The 16,423-nt window shown below is 71.9% G+C and carries 17 protein-coding genes; 12 read left to right on the top strand and 5 right to left on the bottom strand.

The features are described from left to right. The first annotated feature begins 151 nt into the window (after nt 1-151). The 9 genes from ACH4FX_RS28110 (at nt 152) to ACH4FX_RS28070 (ending at nt 8,218) form a co-directional block, all read left to right on the top strand. The gene (locus tag ACH4FX_RS28110; protein WP_398483534.1) at nt 152-1,459 is read left to right on the top strand and encodes an Ig-like domain-containing protein; all 1,308 of its coding nucleotides are present in this window, start codon (nt 152-154) and stop codon (nt 1,457-1,459) included. A gap of 217 nt (nt 1,460-1,676) precedes the next feature. Beyond that, a complete protein-coding gene (locus tag ACH4FX_RS28105; RefSeq protein WP_398483532.1) occupies nt 1,677-2,906 on the top strand; it encodes an Ig-like domain-containing protein in 1,230 nt (409 codons plus the stop codon). 82 nt (nt 2,907-2,988) lie between these two features. Further along, complete coding sequence (locus ACH4FX_RS28100) at nt 2,989-3,756, top strand: enoyl-CoA hydratase/isomerase family protein (RefSeq protein WP_398483530.1); 768 nt, start codon at nt 2,989-2,991, stop codon at nt 3,754-3,756. Nucleotides 3,757-4,031: 275 nt separating this feature from the next. Continuing rightward, nucleotides 4,032-4,574, top strand: coding sequence for an ATP-binding protein (locus ACH4FX_RS28095; protein WP_398483528.1), 543 nt, complete (start codon nt 4,032-4,034; stop codon nt 4,572-4,574). Nucleotides 4,575-5,060: 486 nt separating this feature from the next. Further along, nucleotides 5,061-5,540 carry a hypothetical protein gene (locus ACH4FX_RS28090; RefSeq protein ID WP_398483527.1) on the top strand — a complete coding sequence of 160 codons (480 nt, stop codon included), beginning with the start codon at nt 5,061-5,063 and terminating at the stop codon, nt 5,538-5,540. 60 nt (nt 5,541-5,600) lie between these two features. Further along, nucleotides 5,601-6,437: a DsbA family protein gene (locus tag ACH4FX_RS28085; protein WP_398483525.1), complete on the top strand. Its 837-nt coding sequence runs from the start codon at nt 5,601-5,603 to the stop codon at nt 6,435-6,437. Further along, entirely contained in the window at nt 6,434-7,264 is an 831-nt protein-coding gene (locus tag ACH4FX_RS28080) for a cytochrome c biogenesis CcdA family protein (RefSeq protein WP_398483523.1), read from the top strand. The genes ACH4FX_RS28085 and ACH4FX_RS28080 overlap by 4 nt, the downstream gene beginning before the upstream one ends. Nucleotides 7,265-7,398: 134 nt before the next feature. Beyond that, nucleotides 7,399-7,563 (top strand): DUF5993 family protein, encoded by a 165-nt coding sequence (locus ACH4FX_RS28075; RefSeq protein WP_398483521.1) that lies wholly within the window; start codon nt 7,399-7,401, stop codon nt 7,561-7,563. Between the two features lie 13 nt (nt 7,564-7,576). Continuing rightward, entirely contained in the window at nt 7,577-8,218 is a 642-nt protein-coding gene (locus tag ACH4FX_RS28070; RefSeq protein ID WP_398483519.1) for a disulfide bond formation protein B, read from the top strand. Between the two features lie 49 nt (nt 8,219-8,267). Here the strand turns inward: ACH4FX_RS28070 and ACH4FX_RS28065 are convergent, their stop codons facing one another. From ACH4FX_RS28065 to ACH4FX_RS28055, 3 genes are all read right to left on the bottom strand, one after another. Beyond that, nucleotides 8,268-8,615 carry a hypothetical protein gene (locus ACH4FX_RS28065; RefSeq protein ID WP_398483517.1) on the bottom strand — a complete coding sequence of 116 codons (348 nt, stop codon included), beginning with the start codon at nt 8,613-8,615 and terminating at the stop codon, nt 8,268-8,270. Nucleotides 8,616-8,849: 234 nt separating this feature from the next. After that, on the bottom strand, nt 8,850-9,680 hold the full coding sequence (gene nadE, locus ACH4FX_RS28060; RefSeq protein ID WP_398483516.1) for an ammonia-dependent NAD(+) synthetase: 831 nt from the start codon (nt 9,678-9,680) through the stop codon (nt 8,850-8,852). Nucleotides 9,681-9,740: 60 nt separating this feature from the next. After that, complete coding sequence (locus tag ACH4FX_RS28055) at nt 9,741-10,295, bottom strand: GH25 family lysozyme (protein ID WP_398483514.1); 555 nt, start codon at nt 10,293-10,295, stop codon at nt 9,741-9,743. 553 nt (nt 10,296-10,848) lie between these two features. Between ACH4FX_RS28055 and ACH4FX_RS28050 the strand changes: the two genes are divergently transcribed. From ACH4FX_RS28050 to ACH4FX_RS28040, 3 genes are read left to right on the top strand one after another with little or no spacing between them, the layout of a single operon-like run. Then, complete coding sequence (locus ACH4FX_RS28050; RefSeq protein WP_398483512.1) at nt 10,849-11,103, top strand: hypothetical protein; 255 nt, start codon at nt 10,849-10,851, stop codon at nt 11,101-11,103. 43 nt (nt 11,104-11,146) lie between these two features. Continuing rightward, entirely contained in the window at nt 11,147-11,785 is a 639-nt protein-coding gene (locus tag ACH4FX_RS28045) for a class I SAM-dependent methyltransferase (RefSeq protein ID WP_398483510.1), read from the top strand. Beyond that, nucleotides 11,782-12,792 carry an HNH endonuclease gene (locus ACH4FX_RS28040; protein ID WP_398483508.1) on the top strand — a complete coding sequence of 337 codons (1,011 nt, stop codon included), beginning with the start codon at nt 11,782-11,784 and terminating at the stop codon, nt 12,790-12,792. Before ACH4FX_RS28045 ends, ACH4FX_RS28040 begins: the two co-directional genes overlap by 4 nt. A 111-nt stretch (nt 12,793-12,903) precedes the next feature. On the opposite strand, the gene ACH4FX_RS28035 is transcribed toward ACH4FX_RS28040, so the two are convergent. Both ACH4FX_RS28035 and ACH4FX_RS28030 read right to left on the bottom strand, forming a co-directional pair. Continuing rightward, a complete protein-coding gene (locus tag ACH4FX_RS28035) occupies nt 12,904-14,286 on the bottom strand; it encodes an L-serine ammonia-lyase (RefSeq protein ID WP_398483506.1) in 1,383 nt (460 codons plus the stop codon). A 113-nt stretch (nt 14,287-14,399) separates the two neighbouring features. Continuing rightward, on the bottom strand, nt 14,400-16,223 hold the full coding sequence (locus ACH4FX_RS28030) for an APC family permease (protein WP_398483504.1): 1,824 nt from the start codon (nt 16,221-16,223) through the stop codon (nt 14,400-14,402). Nucleotides 16,224-16,423 lie beyond the last annotated feature (200 nt).

Below are 16,423 nucleotides of genomic sequence, written 5' to 3'. Positions count from 1 at the left end.
TCGGTCGGACGGGGCCCGCACGGCGTCCCGGCCGCGCGCCGCTCCGTCCTCCCCTGTGTTCTTCCCGCAACGGGCCGCCGCCTCACGTTTCCTCCGTGCCGGGGGCCTCGTTGATCTGTCCGTGACCTATCGCGGTGTGACATATGGGGACATGGAGCGGCGAACCCTCGTACGGCGGTCTTTCGGGCGGGCCTTCGTGACGGCGCCGCCCGTGCCGCGGGCCCCGGCGGGGAGCCTTCCGGCTCGGCCGCCCCGCCGGGGCCGGGGCCCCTCCTCCAGGGCGGCCGTCACCGTCGCCGTCCTCACGGCGGCCGTGGCGCTCGCCGGCTGCGGCCTCCCCGACGCGGTGACCGGCGGCAAGCCGCGGTCGCCCGAGGAGGCGATCCTGGTGACGCCGGGCAACGGCGCCAAGGACGTCCGGGCCACGGACCGCGTCCTGGTACGGGTGCCGGACGGGCGCCTGGAACGCGTCGCGGTCAGCCGCGTCGAGGACGACGGCAGCACGCCGGTGCCGGGCCGGATCGCCCCGGACGGCCTGAGCTGGCGGCCCGCCGGGCACACCCGTCTGGTACCGGCGTCCCGGTACACGGTGGACGCGGTGGCACTGGACGGCCACGGCCGCCGGTCCGCCCGGCACACCACCTTCACCACGTACGTGCCGCCGCACCGCCTCGTCGGCTTCTTCCGGCCCGAAAACGGCGCCACGGTCGGCACCGGCATGATCGTCTCGCTGGAGTTCAACCGGCCGGTCGCCGACCGCGCGGCCGTCGAACGCGCCGTCTCGGTCACCGCCCGGCCCGCCACCGAGGTCGCCGCGCACTGGTTCGGCGCCCGTCGGCTGGACTTCCGGCCGCGCACCCGCTGGCGGCCCGGTACGCAGGTGACGATGGATCTGCGGCTGCGCGGCGTGCGGGCGGCGCCCGGCGTACTCGGCGCGCAGCGCAAGACGGTCCGGTTCAGGATCGGCCGGGATCAGACCAGCCGGGTTGACGCGGCGGCGCACACGATGACGGTCTGGCGCGGCGGGCGGCGGCTGGCCACGCTCCCGGTGACCGCCGGCGGCCCCGGCAGCCCCACGTACAACGGGAAGATGGTGATCCTGGAACGGCACCCGGTGACGCGCATGGACGGGGACACGGTGGGCTTCGGCGGCGAGTACGACATCCCGGACGTGCCGCACGCCCTGCGCCTGACCACCTCGGGAACGTTCCTGCACGGCAACTACTGGGCCCCGCCGCGGACGTTCGGCGGCGCCAACACCAGCCACGGCTGCATCGGGCTGCGCGACACCCAGGGCGGCGGGCCGGACACCCCGGCCGGCTGGTTCTACGAACGGTCGCTGGTCGGGGACGTCGTGGAGGTCGTGAACTCCCGGGACCGGGCGGTCGCGCCCGACAACGGGCTCGGTGGCTGGAACATGCCGTGGCAGGTGTGGCGCGCGGGCTCCGCGCTGCGCTAGGGACGCCGGGAAGCGGGGAGCGATCCGGCCGAGTTCGGGGCGAACCGGACTCCCTTTCGTGCGATCCCGCCCCACCCCTACCACTTGAGGCCGAACGGTGACATCGCCGGGTGAAGCCACTGTCAGTGCGGTGTGGTTACCTATCGGCTGAGCGTGCGTGGGTAGATATGCGCGTACGGGGGAGTGCGGGCCGGGCGAGGGAAAAAAGGGGCCAGTCGTGAACGTGCAGCAGGGGCAGCCGGTGCCGGGGGTGCGGCGGGCAGGGCCGGGGAGGAGCGGCGGAGCGCTCGCGCTGCTGCTGGCGGCGCTGCTGATACTGGTCACCGCCTGCGGAGGCGGTGACGAGGGCAAGCGCGGCGGGACCGACCCGGAGAAGCAGCCCTCACAGGCCAGTGTGACGATCACGCCCCAGGACGGCGCGAAGGACGTGGCCACCGACGGGGCCCTGAAGGTCAGCGCCGCGCGGGGCCGGCTGACGTCGGTCAAGGTCGTGGACGACAAGGGCAACGCGGTCGCGGGCAAGCTGACCGGCGGTTCGGTCTGGCGGCCCACCGGCAAGCTGCGCGCCGCCACGACGTACAAGGTCGACGCCGTCGCGGTCGACGACCAGCTCCGCGAGTCGGCCCGGCACGCGACGTTCACCACCCTGGTGCCGGAGAACACCTTCGTCGGCCGTTACACCCCGGAGGACGGCCAGACCGTCGGTGTCGGCATGCCGGTCTCCATCAACTTCAGCCGCGGCATCACCGACCCCGAGCGGATCGAGCAGGGCATCAAGGTCACGGCCGAGCCCGCCGTACCGATCGCGAGCCACTGGTTCGGCAACGACCGCCTGGACTTCCGCCCGGAGAAGTACTGGAAGCCGGGCACGAAGGTCACGCTCAGCATGGATCTCAAGGGCGTCGAGGGCCGTCCCGGCGTCTACGGCACCCAGTCCAAGCGCATATCCTTCACCATCGGCCGCAGCCAGGTCAGCACGGTCGACGTGCAGGCCAAGGAGATGTCCGTGGTCCGCGACGGCAAGAAGATCAAGACGATCCCGATCACCGCGGGCGGGCCGGGCACCGAGACGTACAACGGCCAGATGGTGATCAGCGAGAAGCACGAGGTCACCCGGATGAACGGGGAGACCGTCGGCTTCGGCGGCGAGTACGACATCGCGGACGTGCCGCACGCGATGCGGTTGTCCACCTCCGGCACGTTCATCCACGGCAACTACTGGTCCGGCCGGTCGACGTTCGGCTCCCGCAACGCCAGCCACGGCTGCATAGGCCTCTTCGACCAGCGCGGCGGCGACGACAGCTCGACCCCGGCCGCCTGGTTCTACGCCAACTCGCTCATCGGCGACGTGGTCACGGTCAAGAACTCGCACGACACGACGATCGCCCCGGACAACGGCCTGAACGTGTGGAACATGTCCTGGGAGAAGTGGCGCTCCGGCCGGTAGGCACGGCCCGTGCGACGGGCGGCCGGGGCCCTGGCCGAAGGGCGCCGGTCCGCCCCGCGTTAACGCGGACTAACCTGCCCCCATGACTGTGAACTTCGAGGTCGCCGAGGGCGTCGGCACCATCCGCCTGGACCGCCCGCCGATGAACGCACTGGACGTCGCCACCCAGGACCGGCTGCGCGAGCTGGCCGAGGAGGCCACCCGGCGCGACGACGTGCGCGCCGTCGTCGTCTGGGGCGGCGAGAAGGTGTTCGCGGCCGGCGCGGACATCAAAGAGATGCAGAACATGGACCACCCGGCCATGGTCCAGCGCTCCAAGGCCCTGCAGGACTCCTTCACCGCCGTGGCGCGCATCCCCAAGCCGGTGGTCGCCGCCGTCACCGGGTACGCGCTCGGCGGCGGCTGCGAGCTCGCGCTCTGCGCCGACTTCCGGATCGCCGCCGACAACGCCAAGCTGGGCCAGCCGGAGATCCTGCTCGGCCTGATCCCGGGCGCGGGCGGCACCCAGCGGCTGGCCCGGCTGGTCGGCCCGTCCAAGGCGAAGGACCTGATCTTCACCGGCCGCCAGGTCCGCGCCGACGAGGCGCTGGCCATCGGGCTGGTGGACCGGGTGGTGCCCGCCGCCGAGGTCTACGAGCAGGCGCACGCCTGGGCGGCCCGGCTCGCGGCCGGCCCCGCCATCGCGCTGCGGGCCGCCAAGGAGGCCGTCGACGCGGGCCTGGAGACGGACATCGACACCGGCCTGACGATCGAACGCACGTGGTTTGCGGGCCTCTTCGCCACCGAGGACCGGGAGACCGGTATGCGCAGCTTCGTCGAGGAGGGCCCGGGCAAGGCCAAGTTCCGCTGAGAACCCTGTGGTTGACGGGGCCCTTGAGGTTTGGCCGATTGCCGGTGCCTCGTGTGGGCGAATTGCGGAAACCGCCGCACCGCCCCGGAGGGGTCCCGTCCGCCGCATCCGTTGATCTGGTAGACACATGAAGACGCCGCAGGTCAGCCGGGTTCCGGCCGGGCCGTCACTGCCGACGGCATATGCCGCAGCGACGGTCCGGAAGTGGTGATTCCGGGCAGGGTATTCCACCGGATCCACCCCCGGGACGCGGCGGTAACGGCCATGATGGGGGCATGGCGGGCCTCGAAGGAATGGAGCAGCCGCGGCCGCGGAGCGGCACGGCCGCCGCACGCTGGGGACTTCCCGGAGGTCTCCCGGGCGCGGGCGCACCGGGCGGCCCGTCCGGCGAAGGCGACCCCGCCGCCAGAGTGCTGGAGTTGGTGGGTGACCCCACGCTGGGCGAGGTGCCGCTGCCCTCCCGTCCCGAATCGGCCCTCGCCGCCCGCCGGCTGACCCAGTCCGTGCTCCTCGGACGGTGGTCCCTGTCGCCCCAACTGACCGAGCACGCCGTGCTGTTGGTGTCCGAACTGGTCGGCAACGCGGTCCGGCACACCGGCGCGCGCACCTTCGGGCTGCGGATACTGCGCCGCCGTGGCTGGATCCGTATAGAGGTGCGCGATCCCTCCCGCGGTCTGCCCTGCCTGATGCCCGTCCACGAGATGGACATCAGTGGCCGCGGCCTCTTCCTCGTGGACAAGCTCTCCGACCGCTGGGGCGTGGATCTGCTCCCGCGCGGCAAGACGACCTGGTTCGAGATGCGGGTCATCGACCGCTGAGCCGCCGCGCCGGTCCGTTCCGGCCGACGGGCAGGCGCCGGAAACGCGACTGGGGCCTGCCCGCGCCGTACGCGGGAAAGGCCCCAGTGTCGACCGCCGCCGGGCGAAAGGGGTGTACCCGCGGGGTCTGGACGACCTGGCCCGGGTCAATGGGGGGTCGTGGCACCGACTATGGCAGGCCGGTCGTGACCTTGCCAAAGGGGCAATTGCGGACAGAGCAGAGCGAACGCGGGTCTTTTGCCGGGTGATCCAAGGTGAGCTACGACACCAGCCTTGCAAATAGCGGTTAGGTAATCGATTCCTTCGATGGTTATGCGGCCATGATCGTGGACTGTGCAACCGGTTCGGCGGGGCGGGCCGGATGGTCGGTCGCGGACGGGCGGGCCCGCGGTCCGTAGGATGGGCGGCTCACGCCGAGGATGCCGCCGGGGCGCCGGGCGGTGGCCATCGGGGCGCCCGGAACGGGAAGCGAAAGGAGACCAGGGCATGGAACGCGTACGCCGCTCGGCCGTCGCGACCCTGCTTCTCCTGCTCGCCGTCACCTTCGGGCCGCTGCTGTGCCGGGTGGGCGGCGTCCAGGCCGTACCGGCGGCATGGGCCGCGGCGGCGCAGACCGCCGAGCGGAGCGCGGACGGCACCGCCGACCGGGGCGCGACCGCTCGTACCGCGCCTGCCACCGGCGACCTCGCGACCGGCGATTCCGTGACCGACGCTTTCACGACCGGCCCGGCGGCCCACCACGCCGTCGCCCAGGCGCCGAAGAAGTGCTCCGGGCAGCACGCCCCGAGCCAGAACGAGTCGGCCCCGGTGCCCACCCCGAACCGCGGCGAGCCGCTGGCGCCCGCCGCCACCGGGCCGGCGCCGCCCGCCGCCCACGCGCCCGACTGCTTCGCGCTCGCCCGTCCGCCCACCGGGACGGCGCCCGCCACCGATCACACCGCGCTCCTGCCCGTACTGCGGATGTAGGCCGCTGCCCGCACGCACCGGCCGACACCCCATCCACCCCAGTACGTCTGGAGCCTCCGTATGCCCACTTCCACGTCATCGTCATCCGCCTCGCCCACTCGCAAGATCGCCGCCATCGGCGCCGTGGTCGCCCTGGTGGTGGCGCTCGTCGCCATCGGCATCGCCGTCGGCAAGGCCGTCGAAGGCGGCTCGGACCGCGCCACCGGCACCCCGGGCGCCGCCTCCTCCGCCGCTCCTCAGGAGGACGACGGCCAGCAGAAGCTGTACGACCAGCTCGCCCAGCAGACCAGCCGGCGCACCGACGGCGACCCGCTCGCCGTCGGCCGGAAGGACGCCCCGGTGGTCCTCGTCGAGTACGCCGACTACCAGTGCTCGTTCTGCGGTCGCTTCACCCGCGAGACCCAGCCCGAGCTGATCAAGAAGTTCGTGGACGAGGGCACCCTGCGCATCGAGTTCCGCAACTTCACCATCTACGGCGCCGACTCCGAGCGCGCCGCCCGCGCCTCCTGGGCCGCCGGGCAGCAGGGCAAGTTCTGGCAGCTGCACGACGAGCTGTACGCCAAGACCAACAAGGGCAGCGCGCTGGCCGAGGACAAGCTCGTCGAGATGGCCCGCAGGAGCGGCGTGGCCGACCTCGACAAGTTCCGTGCCGACCTCAACGGCCCGGCTGCCGCTGCCGCCCTGAAGAAGGACCAGAACGAGGGCTACGGGATCGGCGTGCAGTCCACGCCGTCCTTCCTCGTCAACGGCCGCCCGATCGCGGGCGCCCAGCCCACCGCGGTCTTCGAGCAGGTGATCGGCCAGGCGGCCGAGCAGGCGAAGAAGTCCGGGAAGCCGCAGGACTCCGCCAAGGGCGGCTCCGGCGCGGCCGGGACCTCCGGGGAGCCGGCGAAGTGACGGACATCGGCTACCTCGCCGCCTTCCTGGGCGGCGCCCTCGCCCTGCTCAGCCCGTGCAGCGCGCTGCTGCTGCCCGCCTTCTTCGCGTACTCCCTGTCCCACCCGGGCCGGCTGCTGGCCCGTACCGGGGTGTTCTACCTGGGCCTGGCCACCACGCTGGTCCCGCTCGGCGCGGCCAGCACGGCCGCCAGCCGGCTGTTCAACGGCCACCGGGACCTGCTCGTCGCCATCGGCGGCTGGGTCGTGATCGCGATGGGCGTCGCCCAGATCCTCGGCCTCGGCTTCGCCTTCAAGCGCGCCCAGCAGGCGGCGGCCCGGATCACGCCGCGCTCGGCGGTGTCCACATTCCTGCTGGGCTGCGTCTACGGCCTGGCGGGCTTCTGTGCCGGGCCGATCCTGGGCGCGGTGCTGACGGTCACGGCGGTCAGCGGCTCGCCGGTGTACGGCGCCTCCATGCTCGCCGTGTACGCGCTCGGCATGGCCCTTCCGCTGTTCCTGCTCGCGCTGCTCTGGGACCGCTTCTCGCTGGGCAGCCGGGGCTGGCTGCGCGGCCGGGAATTCCGTGTCGGGAAACTGCGGCTGCACACCACGTCCCTGCTCTCCGGTCTCTTCTTCATCGGAATCGGCGTCCTGTTCCTCACCTTCAACGGGACCAGCGCGCTGCCCGGAATTCTGGACGCGGACGCGGAGGTGCGGGTCGAGGAATGGGTCACCCGGATCGGTAATTCCGTACCGGATTTCGTCCTCATCGCGCTGGTCGCGCTCGTGGTCGCGGCGGTGCTGGGCCGTGTCGCGCTGCGCCCGGAGAAGAAGCCGGAGGACTGACGCCGTACGGCCCGGAAGGGCCGGTGACCGGCGGAGCGGACGGGGCCATCCGGCGCACGGGCGGTCCGGCATCCTGCGCACAGCGCGGAATGTCGGACCGCCCGGACGCGTTCCGGACGCTATTTTCGCCGGTCATGGACACCCTCGTCTTCGCCGGTCTGCTGGTCGCGCTTCTGGCCGTCGTGGGCAACAAGAGCCGAGCGGTGGTGCTCGGATGGTGGTGGCTGATACTGGCCGCGACGCTCGCGCTGCTGGCCCACCACATCACCAGCTCCCTCGCGCTGTCCCTCCAATACTGACCGGGGAACATTCATGAGCGCACCGTCTTTCACCGACCTGGAACCGGGGCCGCCCGCGTTCGTGGCCCGCGGCCAGTACTGGTTCGCCTGCCTTTTCGTCATCGGCTGGACCGGCATCGTCTGCGGCGGTCTCTTCTACCAGTTCGTACGGTGGGAATATCCCTGCCCGCTCTGTGTGATCCAGCGGATGTTCATGATGCTGGCCTTTCTGGGGCCCGCCTCCATCGTGCGACAGGGGCTGAACGGCACGGTCGCGCGCCGCGACTGCCTCATGGGCTGGGGCCTGGCCCTGATCGGCTGCATCGCCGGGTCCTTCGCGGCCTGGCGGCAGACCATGCTGCACATCCTGCCCGGCGACCGCGGCTACGGCAGCGAGCTGTTCGGCCTGCACCTCTACGTCTGGGCGTGGCTGCTCTTCCAGGCGTCCGTCGTCGCCATCGGCGTCGTCATGGCCTTCGCGCACAGCACCGCGGCCGACCGGCAGGTGCCGGCCTCCGGCCCGTACCGGGTCGTCGGCCGGTTCGCCCTGGCCTTCGCCGCGGTGGTCGTCGCCGTCAACGTCGTCGCGATCTTCCTCGAAGAGGGCTTCCACTGGTTCCTGCCGGACAACCCGAGCCGCTACGAGTTCTTCTACGACCTCGGCTTCCTGGATTAGGACGAGCGGGGGCGGTGCCCGGCACCGCCCCCGTCAGATGTGCCCCGCGCTACGCGCTGTGCCGCAGGGTGTGTTCCTGGCGGTCCCAGTGGTAGGGGCGGTGGGGCTTGGCGTCCGCGCGGCGACGGCGGTCGTTGCACAGCAGGCACTTGCCGTAGCCCGGAGGCAGCGGGTCCTCCGGGTCCCCGTACAGCGGGTCGACCGCGCCGTGGGGATGTATGGCGCAGCCCGTCGGGCCGGTCGGCGTGCTGAGCGAGCTGGCGGCGGTCAGCGCCTGCCGCAGGACGTCGACGAGCTGGTCGGCGTCCCGCCGGGTGGGCGCCGCCTGGAGGGAGGAGGCGATGTCGGATGCGGTCGTCAGCGCGGTCTGGAGTTCGCGCAGGTCTGCGTAACCCATGCTTCGGAGCGTAGGGGCACCCACTGACAGTTGATCTTCCGATCGCATTTCACGGCTTCGCATGTCCCCTGCATGCCCGCCGTGGGCCACGATCGTGCACACGTCCGGTGACGATCCCCTAGCCGGAGCATGACAGACGTCACACGGGGCGCCGGACGCGAAAGACGGTGCGGTCCGCTCGGGAGCGGACCGCACCGTCCCATGAGCCGGCCGGGTTCCGGCGGCCGGCGCCGCTCAGGGCGCGATCGGCAGCTCGCGCTTGTGCGCCGTGGCGTGGTAGCGGCGGACGATCACGTCGTACGCCTCCTCGCCGACCGGCTTGCCCTCCAGGAAGTCGTCGATCTGGTCGTACGTGACGCCGAGGGCGTCCTCGTCCGGCTTGCCCGGGTCCAGCGTCTCCAGGTCGGCCGTCGGCACCTTCCAGACCAGCTCGGACGGGGCGCCCAGCGCCTCGGCGACGGCCCGGACCCGGCGCTTGGTCAGACCGGTGAGCGGCACCACGTCGGCCGCGCCGTCGCCGTACTTGGTGAAGAAGCCGGAGACCGCCTCGGCGGCGTGGTCGGTGCCGACGACCAGGCCGTCCTGCGCGCCCGCGACCGCGTACTGCGCGATCATCCGCTGCCGTGCCTTGACGTTGCCCTGGACGAAGTCCTGGTGGCGCTCGTCGCGGAAGGTGATCCCGCCGGCCAGCGCCGCCTCCAGCGCGGCGTCGCTGGCCGGGCGGATGTCCACGGTCAGCAGCCGGTCCGCCTTGATGAACTCCAGCGCGAGCTGTGCGTCGTGCTCGTCGGCCTGGGTCCCGTACGGCAGCCGCATCGCGTAGAACGTCGCGTCGTGCCCGGCGGCGCGGGCCCGCTCCACCGCCAGCTGGCACAGCCGGCCGGCGGTGGTGGAGTCCACGCCGCCGCTGATCCCCAGGACCAGCGCGCGCAGGCCCGTGGACGTCAACCGCTCCGTGAGGAACGCCACCCGGCGTTCGATCTCCGCCTGGACGTCGAACGACGCGGACACCTGGAGGTCCCGGGCGATCTCCTGCTGCTGGGACATGGACGCCGGGTCGGTCACGGCTGCTCCTTCGGGCGAGGGGCGCGGTGCGCGCGGTACTGGTGCGGACAGGACAAGACTCTATGACGGAGCCGCCCACGCCTTCAGGGCGGCCCGGTCGGGGAAGTCCGCGACGTCCTTGTCCAGCGGCCGGTCCGTGTACTGATGGAAGAGCCAGTCCGCCTTGATGCGCGGGTGCCCGGCCGAGACGTAGTCGGCGATCCACAGGCCGTCGGCGGCGTAGGACGTCGTGTCGCGGTTGAGCCAGAAGTCGCGGTTGCAGTAGAGGATCACCCGGTGTGTGGGCCGCAGGCGCTTGACCTCCTTCAGGAACTGGTCCTTCTGCGCGTTGCTCGCGTACGTGCCGCCGCCGGTGCGCTCCCAGTCCGCCGCCAGCAGGTCCCCTTCCACGGACGCGCACTTCTCGACGAAGTACTTGGCCTGCGCCGCGATGTTGCCCGGCCACAGGAAGTGGTAGAAGCCCACCACGCAGCCCGCCTTGCGGGCCTTCGCCGCCTGCGCGTTCTGGTGCGGATTGATGTACGAGCGGCCCTCCGTCGCCTTGATGATGACGAAGTCCAGACCGGTCGCCGAGTACGAGGGGTTGTGCGAGCTGACGTCGACGCCGTGCAGCATGAGCGGCCTCCTGCCCGACCGAAAACGATCGATTACGATGCGTCACCTGGTGTTATCAGCAGTTCAACATGTTCACGGCATCCCGCGCCAGAGGTGTGAAGCGAATTCCCGCTGATCAAAGCGTTGTTGGCGCGCTTGTGGCCGCTGCTGACGTTCTTCGGCCGGAGGCGACCGGCTGTCATAACGGTAGCGATACGTAGGTGTAGGAACGCCGGATACGGGGGAGGGGTTACCCGGTCCGGCCAAGGAAACGGCACATACCGGCCAGAGACCCACCGAGAACCGGCCAGTCCCCCCACTCGAACGTTTCAGCCGCCGCGCACGCCCCGCCGCGGCCCGCGCGCTCTCCCGGCCCGGACCCGGACCTGGCCGCGGTCCCGCCACGACTGCCCCGGGCGCCCCCTCCATCGCACATTGACTGGTGAACAACCCAGGACTTCCCCAGCCCTTCCCCAAGTCGGGCGTGGACCGGCGAGAACGCGAGCAACACCCCCATGAACGCCGGTAATCGGTGCGGCCACCGTCCGCACCACCCGCCAGGGGGAGGCCCTCCATGAAGACTCGGCACGGCTGCACACCGGCCCGCTGCCCCGCGGCACCGGCCCCGGACCCGACCCCCTGTGAAGGCCCGCACGACGCGGTGACGATCGTCTACCGGCACGGCCGCGAGGTCGCGGGCTGCGTCCACCACTGCGCCCGGCTCCTGGCCGGCCTCGAAGGCGCCCGCGTGCACCCCTTCGCCCCGGCGGCCGCCGCCACGGAGGTCTACCTGCGGGCCCGCGAACTGCCGCCGTACGCCTGGGAGTAGGCAAGTGAACGGGGCTGTCAGTGGCGGGTCGTAAGGTGCTTCCATGACCGAACCGAACGGAGGACCGGGCGACGGAACCGGCCCGGGCGTCCAGCCGTACTACGCGCGGAACGCGACTGCGCTCGCCGACCGGTACGAAAGCCTCCGTTTCGAGACCGTGCACCAGGACATCCTCACCCTGCTGCCCCCGGCCCCGGCCCGTATCGCCGACATCGGCGCGGGCACCGGCCGCGACGCCGCCGCCCTGGCCGCCCGGGGCCACACCGTCCTGGCCGTCGAACCCGTCCCCGAACTACGCGCCGACGCCCAGCGGCGCCACCCGTCCCCCGCGATCCACTGGCTGGCGGACGCCCTCCCGGCCCTGCCCCGCCTCGACGGCGAAACCGGTCGCCTCGACGCGATCCTGCTCTCCGCCGTCTGGATGCACCTCGAAGAACCGGCCCGCCCACCGGCCATGCGACGCCTGCACGCCCTCCTGGCCCCGGGCGGCCGCCTCTTCCTCACCCTGCGCCACGGCCCGCCGCCACCGGACCGGACGATGTACGACATCCCCGCCCACGAAACGGTCGCCCTCGCCGTACGCCACGGCCTGCGCCCGCTCCGGCACAGCCACGGCGCCGACCACCTCGGCCGCGACGACATCCACTGGAGCACCCTCTCCTTCGAGAAGGACCGGCCGTGACACACGACGACTTCTACGCCACCGCCCCCTCCGCCCGCGCGTCCTGGCGACTGGCGATCCTGATGGGCCACAACGTCCGCACGTACAAGTTCGCCCTCGGCAAGGCCCTGCTCCACCACGCCGCCCGGGGCCATACGGAAATCCCCCTGCGCGACCTCGCCGCCCCGTACGCGATGACCCTCCTCGAACGCCGGGCGCCGCAGGCGCCGGGGAGCGAGGAGGAGCGCGGCACGACGGACTTCCTGTCCATAGCGGCGCAGGAGAGCGCGGAATCCCGCCGGCTCGGCCGCCCCACCGACCGGCTGCTGGACGCCGCGGAACGGTCGATGCCGGGGATGGTCATGCGCAAGTTCCACAACCACGGCGGCGGCGAGGTGCCGCACAGCTTCTACGAGGTCGTCGGCCGCGGACGCCGCCGCACGGTGCGGCTCAGCTCGGCCCTCGGTCAGGTGGCGCGCTCGTACGAGTTGGAAGGGCTCCGCGCGGAGCTGGACGCCCGCTGGAGCATCGTGGAGAACAGCTTCGCGACCGGCATAGGGCGCAGCCTGATCGACGAGGGCGTCCGCGTCGACCCGGACACCCTGCACCTCACGGACCGCCACCGGCGCCGCTCGGTCACCGGCGTGGCCGAGGCCGTGGCCGGCTTTCAGCACGGACGCTGCCACATCTGCACCGAGCCGATCGGACCGGCCGATCCGATCGCCGTCGACCACGTCTTCCCGCACGCGCTCATGAAGCGTTTCGAGAGCGTCGGCGGCTGGCGCGGCCCCGATCTGGACACGCTGTGGAACCTGGCCGTCGCCCACCGGAAGTGCAACGGCGAGAAGAGCGACCGGATGCCCACCTCGGCGGAGCTGACCCGGCTCGCCCGCCGCAACGAGGCGATCATGCGCTCGCCGTGGCCGCTGCGGACGACCCTGCGGATCAGCCTGGAAAGCGCCGGACACGGCCACCGGATACCGGACTGGCCCACCTTCCTGCGGGAGGTGCAGAAGGTCTGCGCCTAGGCCGCCCCCATCGTGCCGACGGCGCGCGACGCGTACGCCCGTACGGCGACGGCTGGGCCGGGCGTCGGCCCAGGTAGGGCCGGTCCCCGGAAAACCGGATCCGAAGAGTCCTCAGCACTCGATGATGTTGACCGCCAGCCCGCCCCGGGCCGTCTCCTTGTACTTGACGCTCATGTCGGCGCCCGTCTCCTTCATGGTCTTGATGACCTTGTCGAGGGAGACGTGGTGGCGGCCGTCGCCGCGCAGCGACATGCGGGCGGCGGTGACGGCCTTCACCGCCGCCATGCCGTTGCGTTCGATGCACGGGATCTGGACGAGGCCGCCGACCGGGTCGCAGGTCAGGCCGAGGTTGTGTTCCATGCCGATCTCGGCGGCGTTCTCGACCTGCTCGGGGGAGCCGCCGAGGACCTCCGCCAGGCCGCCGGCCGCCATGGAGCAGGCCGAGCCGACCTCGCCCTGGCAGCCGACCTCGGCGCCGGAGATGGAGGCGTTCTCCTTGAAGAGCATGCCGATGGCGGACGCGGCGAGCAGGAAGCGGACCACGCCGTCCTCGTCCGCGCCGGGCACGAAGTTCATGTAGTAGTGCAGGACGGCGGGGATGATGCCGGCCGCGCCGTTGGTGGGGGCGGTGACGACCCGGCCGCCGGCCGCGTTCTCCTCGTTGACGGCCATCGCGTAGAGGGTGGTCCACTCCATCGAGTGGGTCTCGGGGTGGCCCTCGGCGCGCAGGGCGCGGGCGCCGTTGGCGGCGCGGCGGCGGACCTTGAGGCCGCCGGGCAGGATGCCTTCCCGGGACAGGCCCCGGGACACGCACGACTGCATGACCTGCCAGATCTCCAGCAGCCCGGCGCGGATCTCGTCCTCCGTGCGCCACGCCTTCTCGTTCTCCAGCATGAGCGCGGAGATGGACAGACCGGTCTCGCGGGAGAGGCGCAGCAGCTCGTCGCCGGTACGGAAGGGGTACTTCAGCACCGTGTCGTCCAGCTTGATGCGGTCCTCGCCGACCGCGTCCTCGTCGACGACGAAGCCGCCGCCGACGGAGTAGTAGGTCTTCTCCAGGAGGGGCGCGCCGGCCGCGTCGTACGCGAACAGGGTCATGCCGTTGGCGTGGTACGGCAGGGAGCGGCGGCGGTGCAGGATCAGCTCGGTCGACTCGTCGAAGTCGATCTCGTGGTCGCTGCCTATCTCCGCCCCGAGCAGCCGCAGCCGGCCGCTCCTGCGGATCCGCTCGACCTCGTCGTCGGCCGTCTCCACGTCGACGGTACGGGGGGAGTGGCCCTCCAGGCCGAGCAGGACGGCCTTGGGGGTGCCGTGGCCGTGGCCGGTGGCGCCGAGCGAGCCGAAGAGCTCGGCCCGTACCGCCGTCGTCTGCGCGAGCAGCCCGTCCTTCTTGAGGCGCCCGACGAACATACGGGCGGCGCGCATCGGGCCGACCGTGTGGGAGCTGGACGGGCCGATGCCGATGGAGAAGAGGTCGAAGACGGAGATGGCCACGGTGGCGGACTCCCTTGTCTGCTCGTGGTGGACGGTGGAGCAAAGGGGCGGACGAAACGGAAGGTACGTTTCTGCGCCGACTGTCGAGCCTAACCCGGACGGCGGACAGACTCTCAGACGGAGGCGGTCGGACGGTTGTCCTCCGGTGCAACGGCAGACGACGCAGCGGGGGCGCTCCCGCCGTCCAGCACCGCGTCGCGGTCCGGCACCGCACCGCGGTCCGGCACCGGACCCCCTTCCGGCACCGGAGCGTCGCCGGTCACCGGGCCCCCGTCCCGCACCGCAGCACCACCGGCCACCGGGGCACCGCCCTGCGCCGGAACCTCCGCCACCGGCTCCCCGTCCAGCACCGCATCCGGTTCCAGCAGCCCCACCCGGTGGGCGTGCACCCCGGCCCGTACGGCCCAGAAGTAGAAGGCGACGGCGGAGAGCGCCACCAGCGCGATGTCCACGCCGCCGGGGAGCACGCCGTGGCCGCCGAAGTCCGGGCTGCCCAGTGCGGACAGGACGGACATCCAGGCCAGGAAGCCGACCAGCCACCAGGCGGGCGCGAACTGCCGGCGCAGGTCCCGCCGGCCGCGGCGCCGCAGCACCACCGCCGCCACCGGTGCGGCCACCAGCGTCAGCAGCGCGACCTTGCCGGTGTCCGGCCACTTCGACCAGTACAGCGCGCAGGCCGCGAAGGCGAAGGTCAGCGGGGCGAGGACGCCCGCGGCGGGCAGCCGGAACGGGCGCGGCAGGTTCGGCCTGGTCCGCCGGAAGACGCCCACCGCGATCGGGCCGATGAGGTACGAGATGACCATGGCGGCCGAGATCACACTGGCCAGCGCGTGCCAGCTGTGGCCGACGGTGACCAGCAGCAGGACCGAGAAGGCGAGGTTGAGCCACATCGCGGGGCGGGCGGTCCCGTACCGGGGGTGCACGGTGGCCAGCTTCCGGGGGAAGAAGCGGGTTTCGGCGAGGTTCTGGACCATGTACGCGGCGGACGCGACGTTGGCGATGTTGGAGCCGGCCGGCGAGATGAAGGCGCCGAACTGGAGCAGCGTGACGACCCAGTGCAGCATCAATACCTTGGCCAGGTCGGCGAAGGGCGAGCTGAAGTTCACGCCGTGCCAGCCGCCGCTCTGCGCGAGCTGCTCCGGCGGTACCGCGCCGAGGAACGCGGCCTGGAGGGCGAGGTAGATCACCAGGCCCAGCGAGAGCGCGCCGACCAGCGCGACCGGAATCGCCCGGCCGGGGTTCTTCGCGGCCCCGCCGAGGTTGATCACGGCCTGGAAGCCGTTGAAGGCGAAGACCACGCCGCAGGTGGTCACCGCGGTCAGCACGGCCGGCCAGCCGTACGGGGTGAAGCCGCCGTGCGCGGTGAAGTTCGAGGTGTGGAACCCGGAGGCGACCAGCGCGGCCACGGCGAGCACCGGGATGGCGAACTTCACCAGGGTCAGCACGGTGTTCGCGCGGGCCAGCAGCTGGACCGACCAGTAGCAGGTCAGCCACAGGGCGAAGGTCAGCACCAGCGCCACGCCCAGGCCCGTCGCGGTCAGGTGCCCGTTCGCCGGGTCGACCAGGTCACGGGCCCAGTCGTAGCTCCAGGACGCCATGTACTGGGTGGCGGCGATGGACTCGATGGGGATCAGCGAGGCGGTCGCGATCCACACCGCCCAGCCGGTCAGGAAGCCGAGCACCGGCCCGTGCGAGAGGTGGCCGTAGCGGGCCATGCCGCCGGGGATCGGGTACGCGGAGCCGACCTCCGCGTAGCACATCGCGATCATGCCGATGAAGACGGCGCCGATGACCCAGGCCACCAGCGCCGCGGGCCCCGCCACCTGGGCGGCCGCGCCGGCCCCGAAGAGCCAGCCGGAGCCGAAGATCGAACCGATGCCGATCATGATGAGGGCGAAGAGGCCGATCCCCTTGCGGTTGCCCGCGCTCATGTCCATGCCGTGCGTGTTCCGTCCCTGGTGTGGTGCGAAGGGCCCCGCGCCATGGAGGGGCCGTAGTCAGCGTATGTCGCGGGAAATCACCGTAAGGCGGACGGAAAAGCCGTACGTCCGGAGTCAACGACCCCGGACGTACGGCCTGTTCGCCCGCGGGCGCCGCCTCGGCGGCACCTCACGGGGCGCACTTCATGAAACGCGTC

The sequence above is a fragment of the Streptomyces sp. NPDC018019 genome, from assembly GCF_044327805.1.
Taxonomy (GTDB): Bacteria; Actinomycetota; Actinomycetes; order Streptomycetales; family Streptomycetaceae; genus Streptomyces.
The sequence above is the reverse complement of the archived record's forward strand: the minus strand, read 5'-3'. Positions and strand labels throughout refer to the sequence as shown.

Bases quoted from the DNA above. Each gene is read 5' to 3' on its own strand.
- ACH4FX_RS28045 (WP_398483510.1), top strand. From the start codon at position 11,147: ATGACCGAACCGAACGGAGGACCGGGCGACGGAACCGGCCCGGGCGTC.
- ACH4FX_RS28095 (WP_398483528.1), top strand. From the start codon at position 4,032: ATGGCGGGCCTCGAAGGAATGGAGCAGCCGCGGCCGCGGAGCGGCACG.
- ACH4FX_RS28100 (WP_398483530.1), top strand. From the start codon at position 2,989: ATGACTGTGAACTTCGAGGTCGCCGAGGGCGTCGGCACCATCCGCCTG.
- ACH4FX_RS28065 (WP_398483517.1), bottom strand. From the start codon at position 8,615: ATGGGTTACGCAGACCTGCGCGAACTCCAGACCGCGCTGACGACCGCA.
- ACH4FX_RS28090 (WP_398483527.1), top strand. From the start codon at position 5,061: ATGGAACGCGTACGCCGCTCGGCCGTCGCGACCCTGCTTCTCCTGCTC.
- ACH4FX_RS28050 (WP_398483512.1), top strand. From the start codon at position 10,849: ATGAAGACTCGGCACGGCTGCACACCGGCCCGCTGCCCCGCGGCACCG.
- ACH4FX_RS28075 (WP_398483521.1), top strand. From the start codon at position 7,399: ATGGACACCCTCGTCTTCGCCGGTCTGCTGGTCGCGCTTCTGGCCGTC.
- ACH4FX_RS28070 (WP_398483519.1), top strand. From the start codon at position 7,577: ATGAGCGCACCGTCTTTCACCGACCTGGAACCGGGGCCGCCCGCGTTC.
- ACH4FX_RS28085 (WP_398483525.1), top strand. From the start codon at position 5,601: ATGCCCACTTCCACGTCATCGTCATCCGCCTCGCCCACTCGCAAGATC.
- ACH4FX_RS28055 (WP_398483514.1), bottom strand. From the start codon at position 10,295: ATGCTGCACGGCGTCGACGTCAGCTCGCACAACCCCTCGTACTCGGCG.
- ACH4FX_RS28030 (WP_398483504.1), bottom strand. From the start codon at position 16,223: ATGGACATGAGCGCGGGCAACCGCAAGGGGATCGGCCTCTTCGCCCTC.
- ACH4FX_RS28110 (WP_398483534.1), top strand. From the start codon at position 152: ATGGAGCGGCGAACCCTCGTACGGCGGTCTTTCGGGCGGGCCTTCGTG.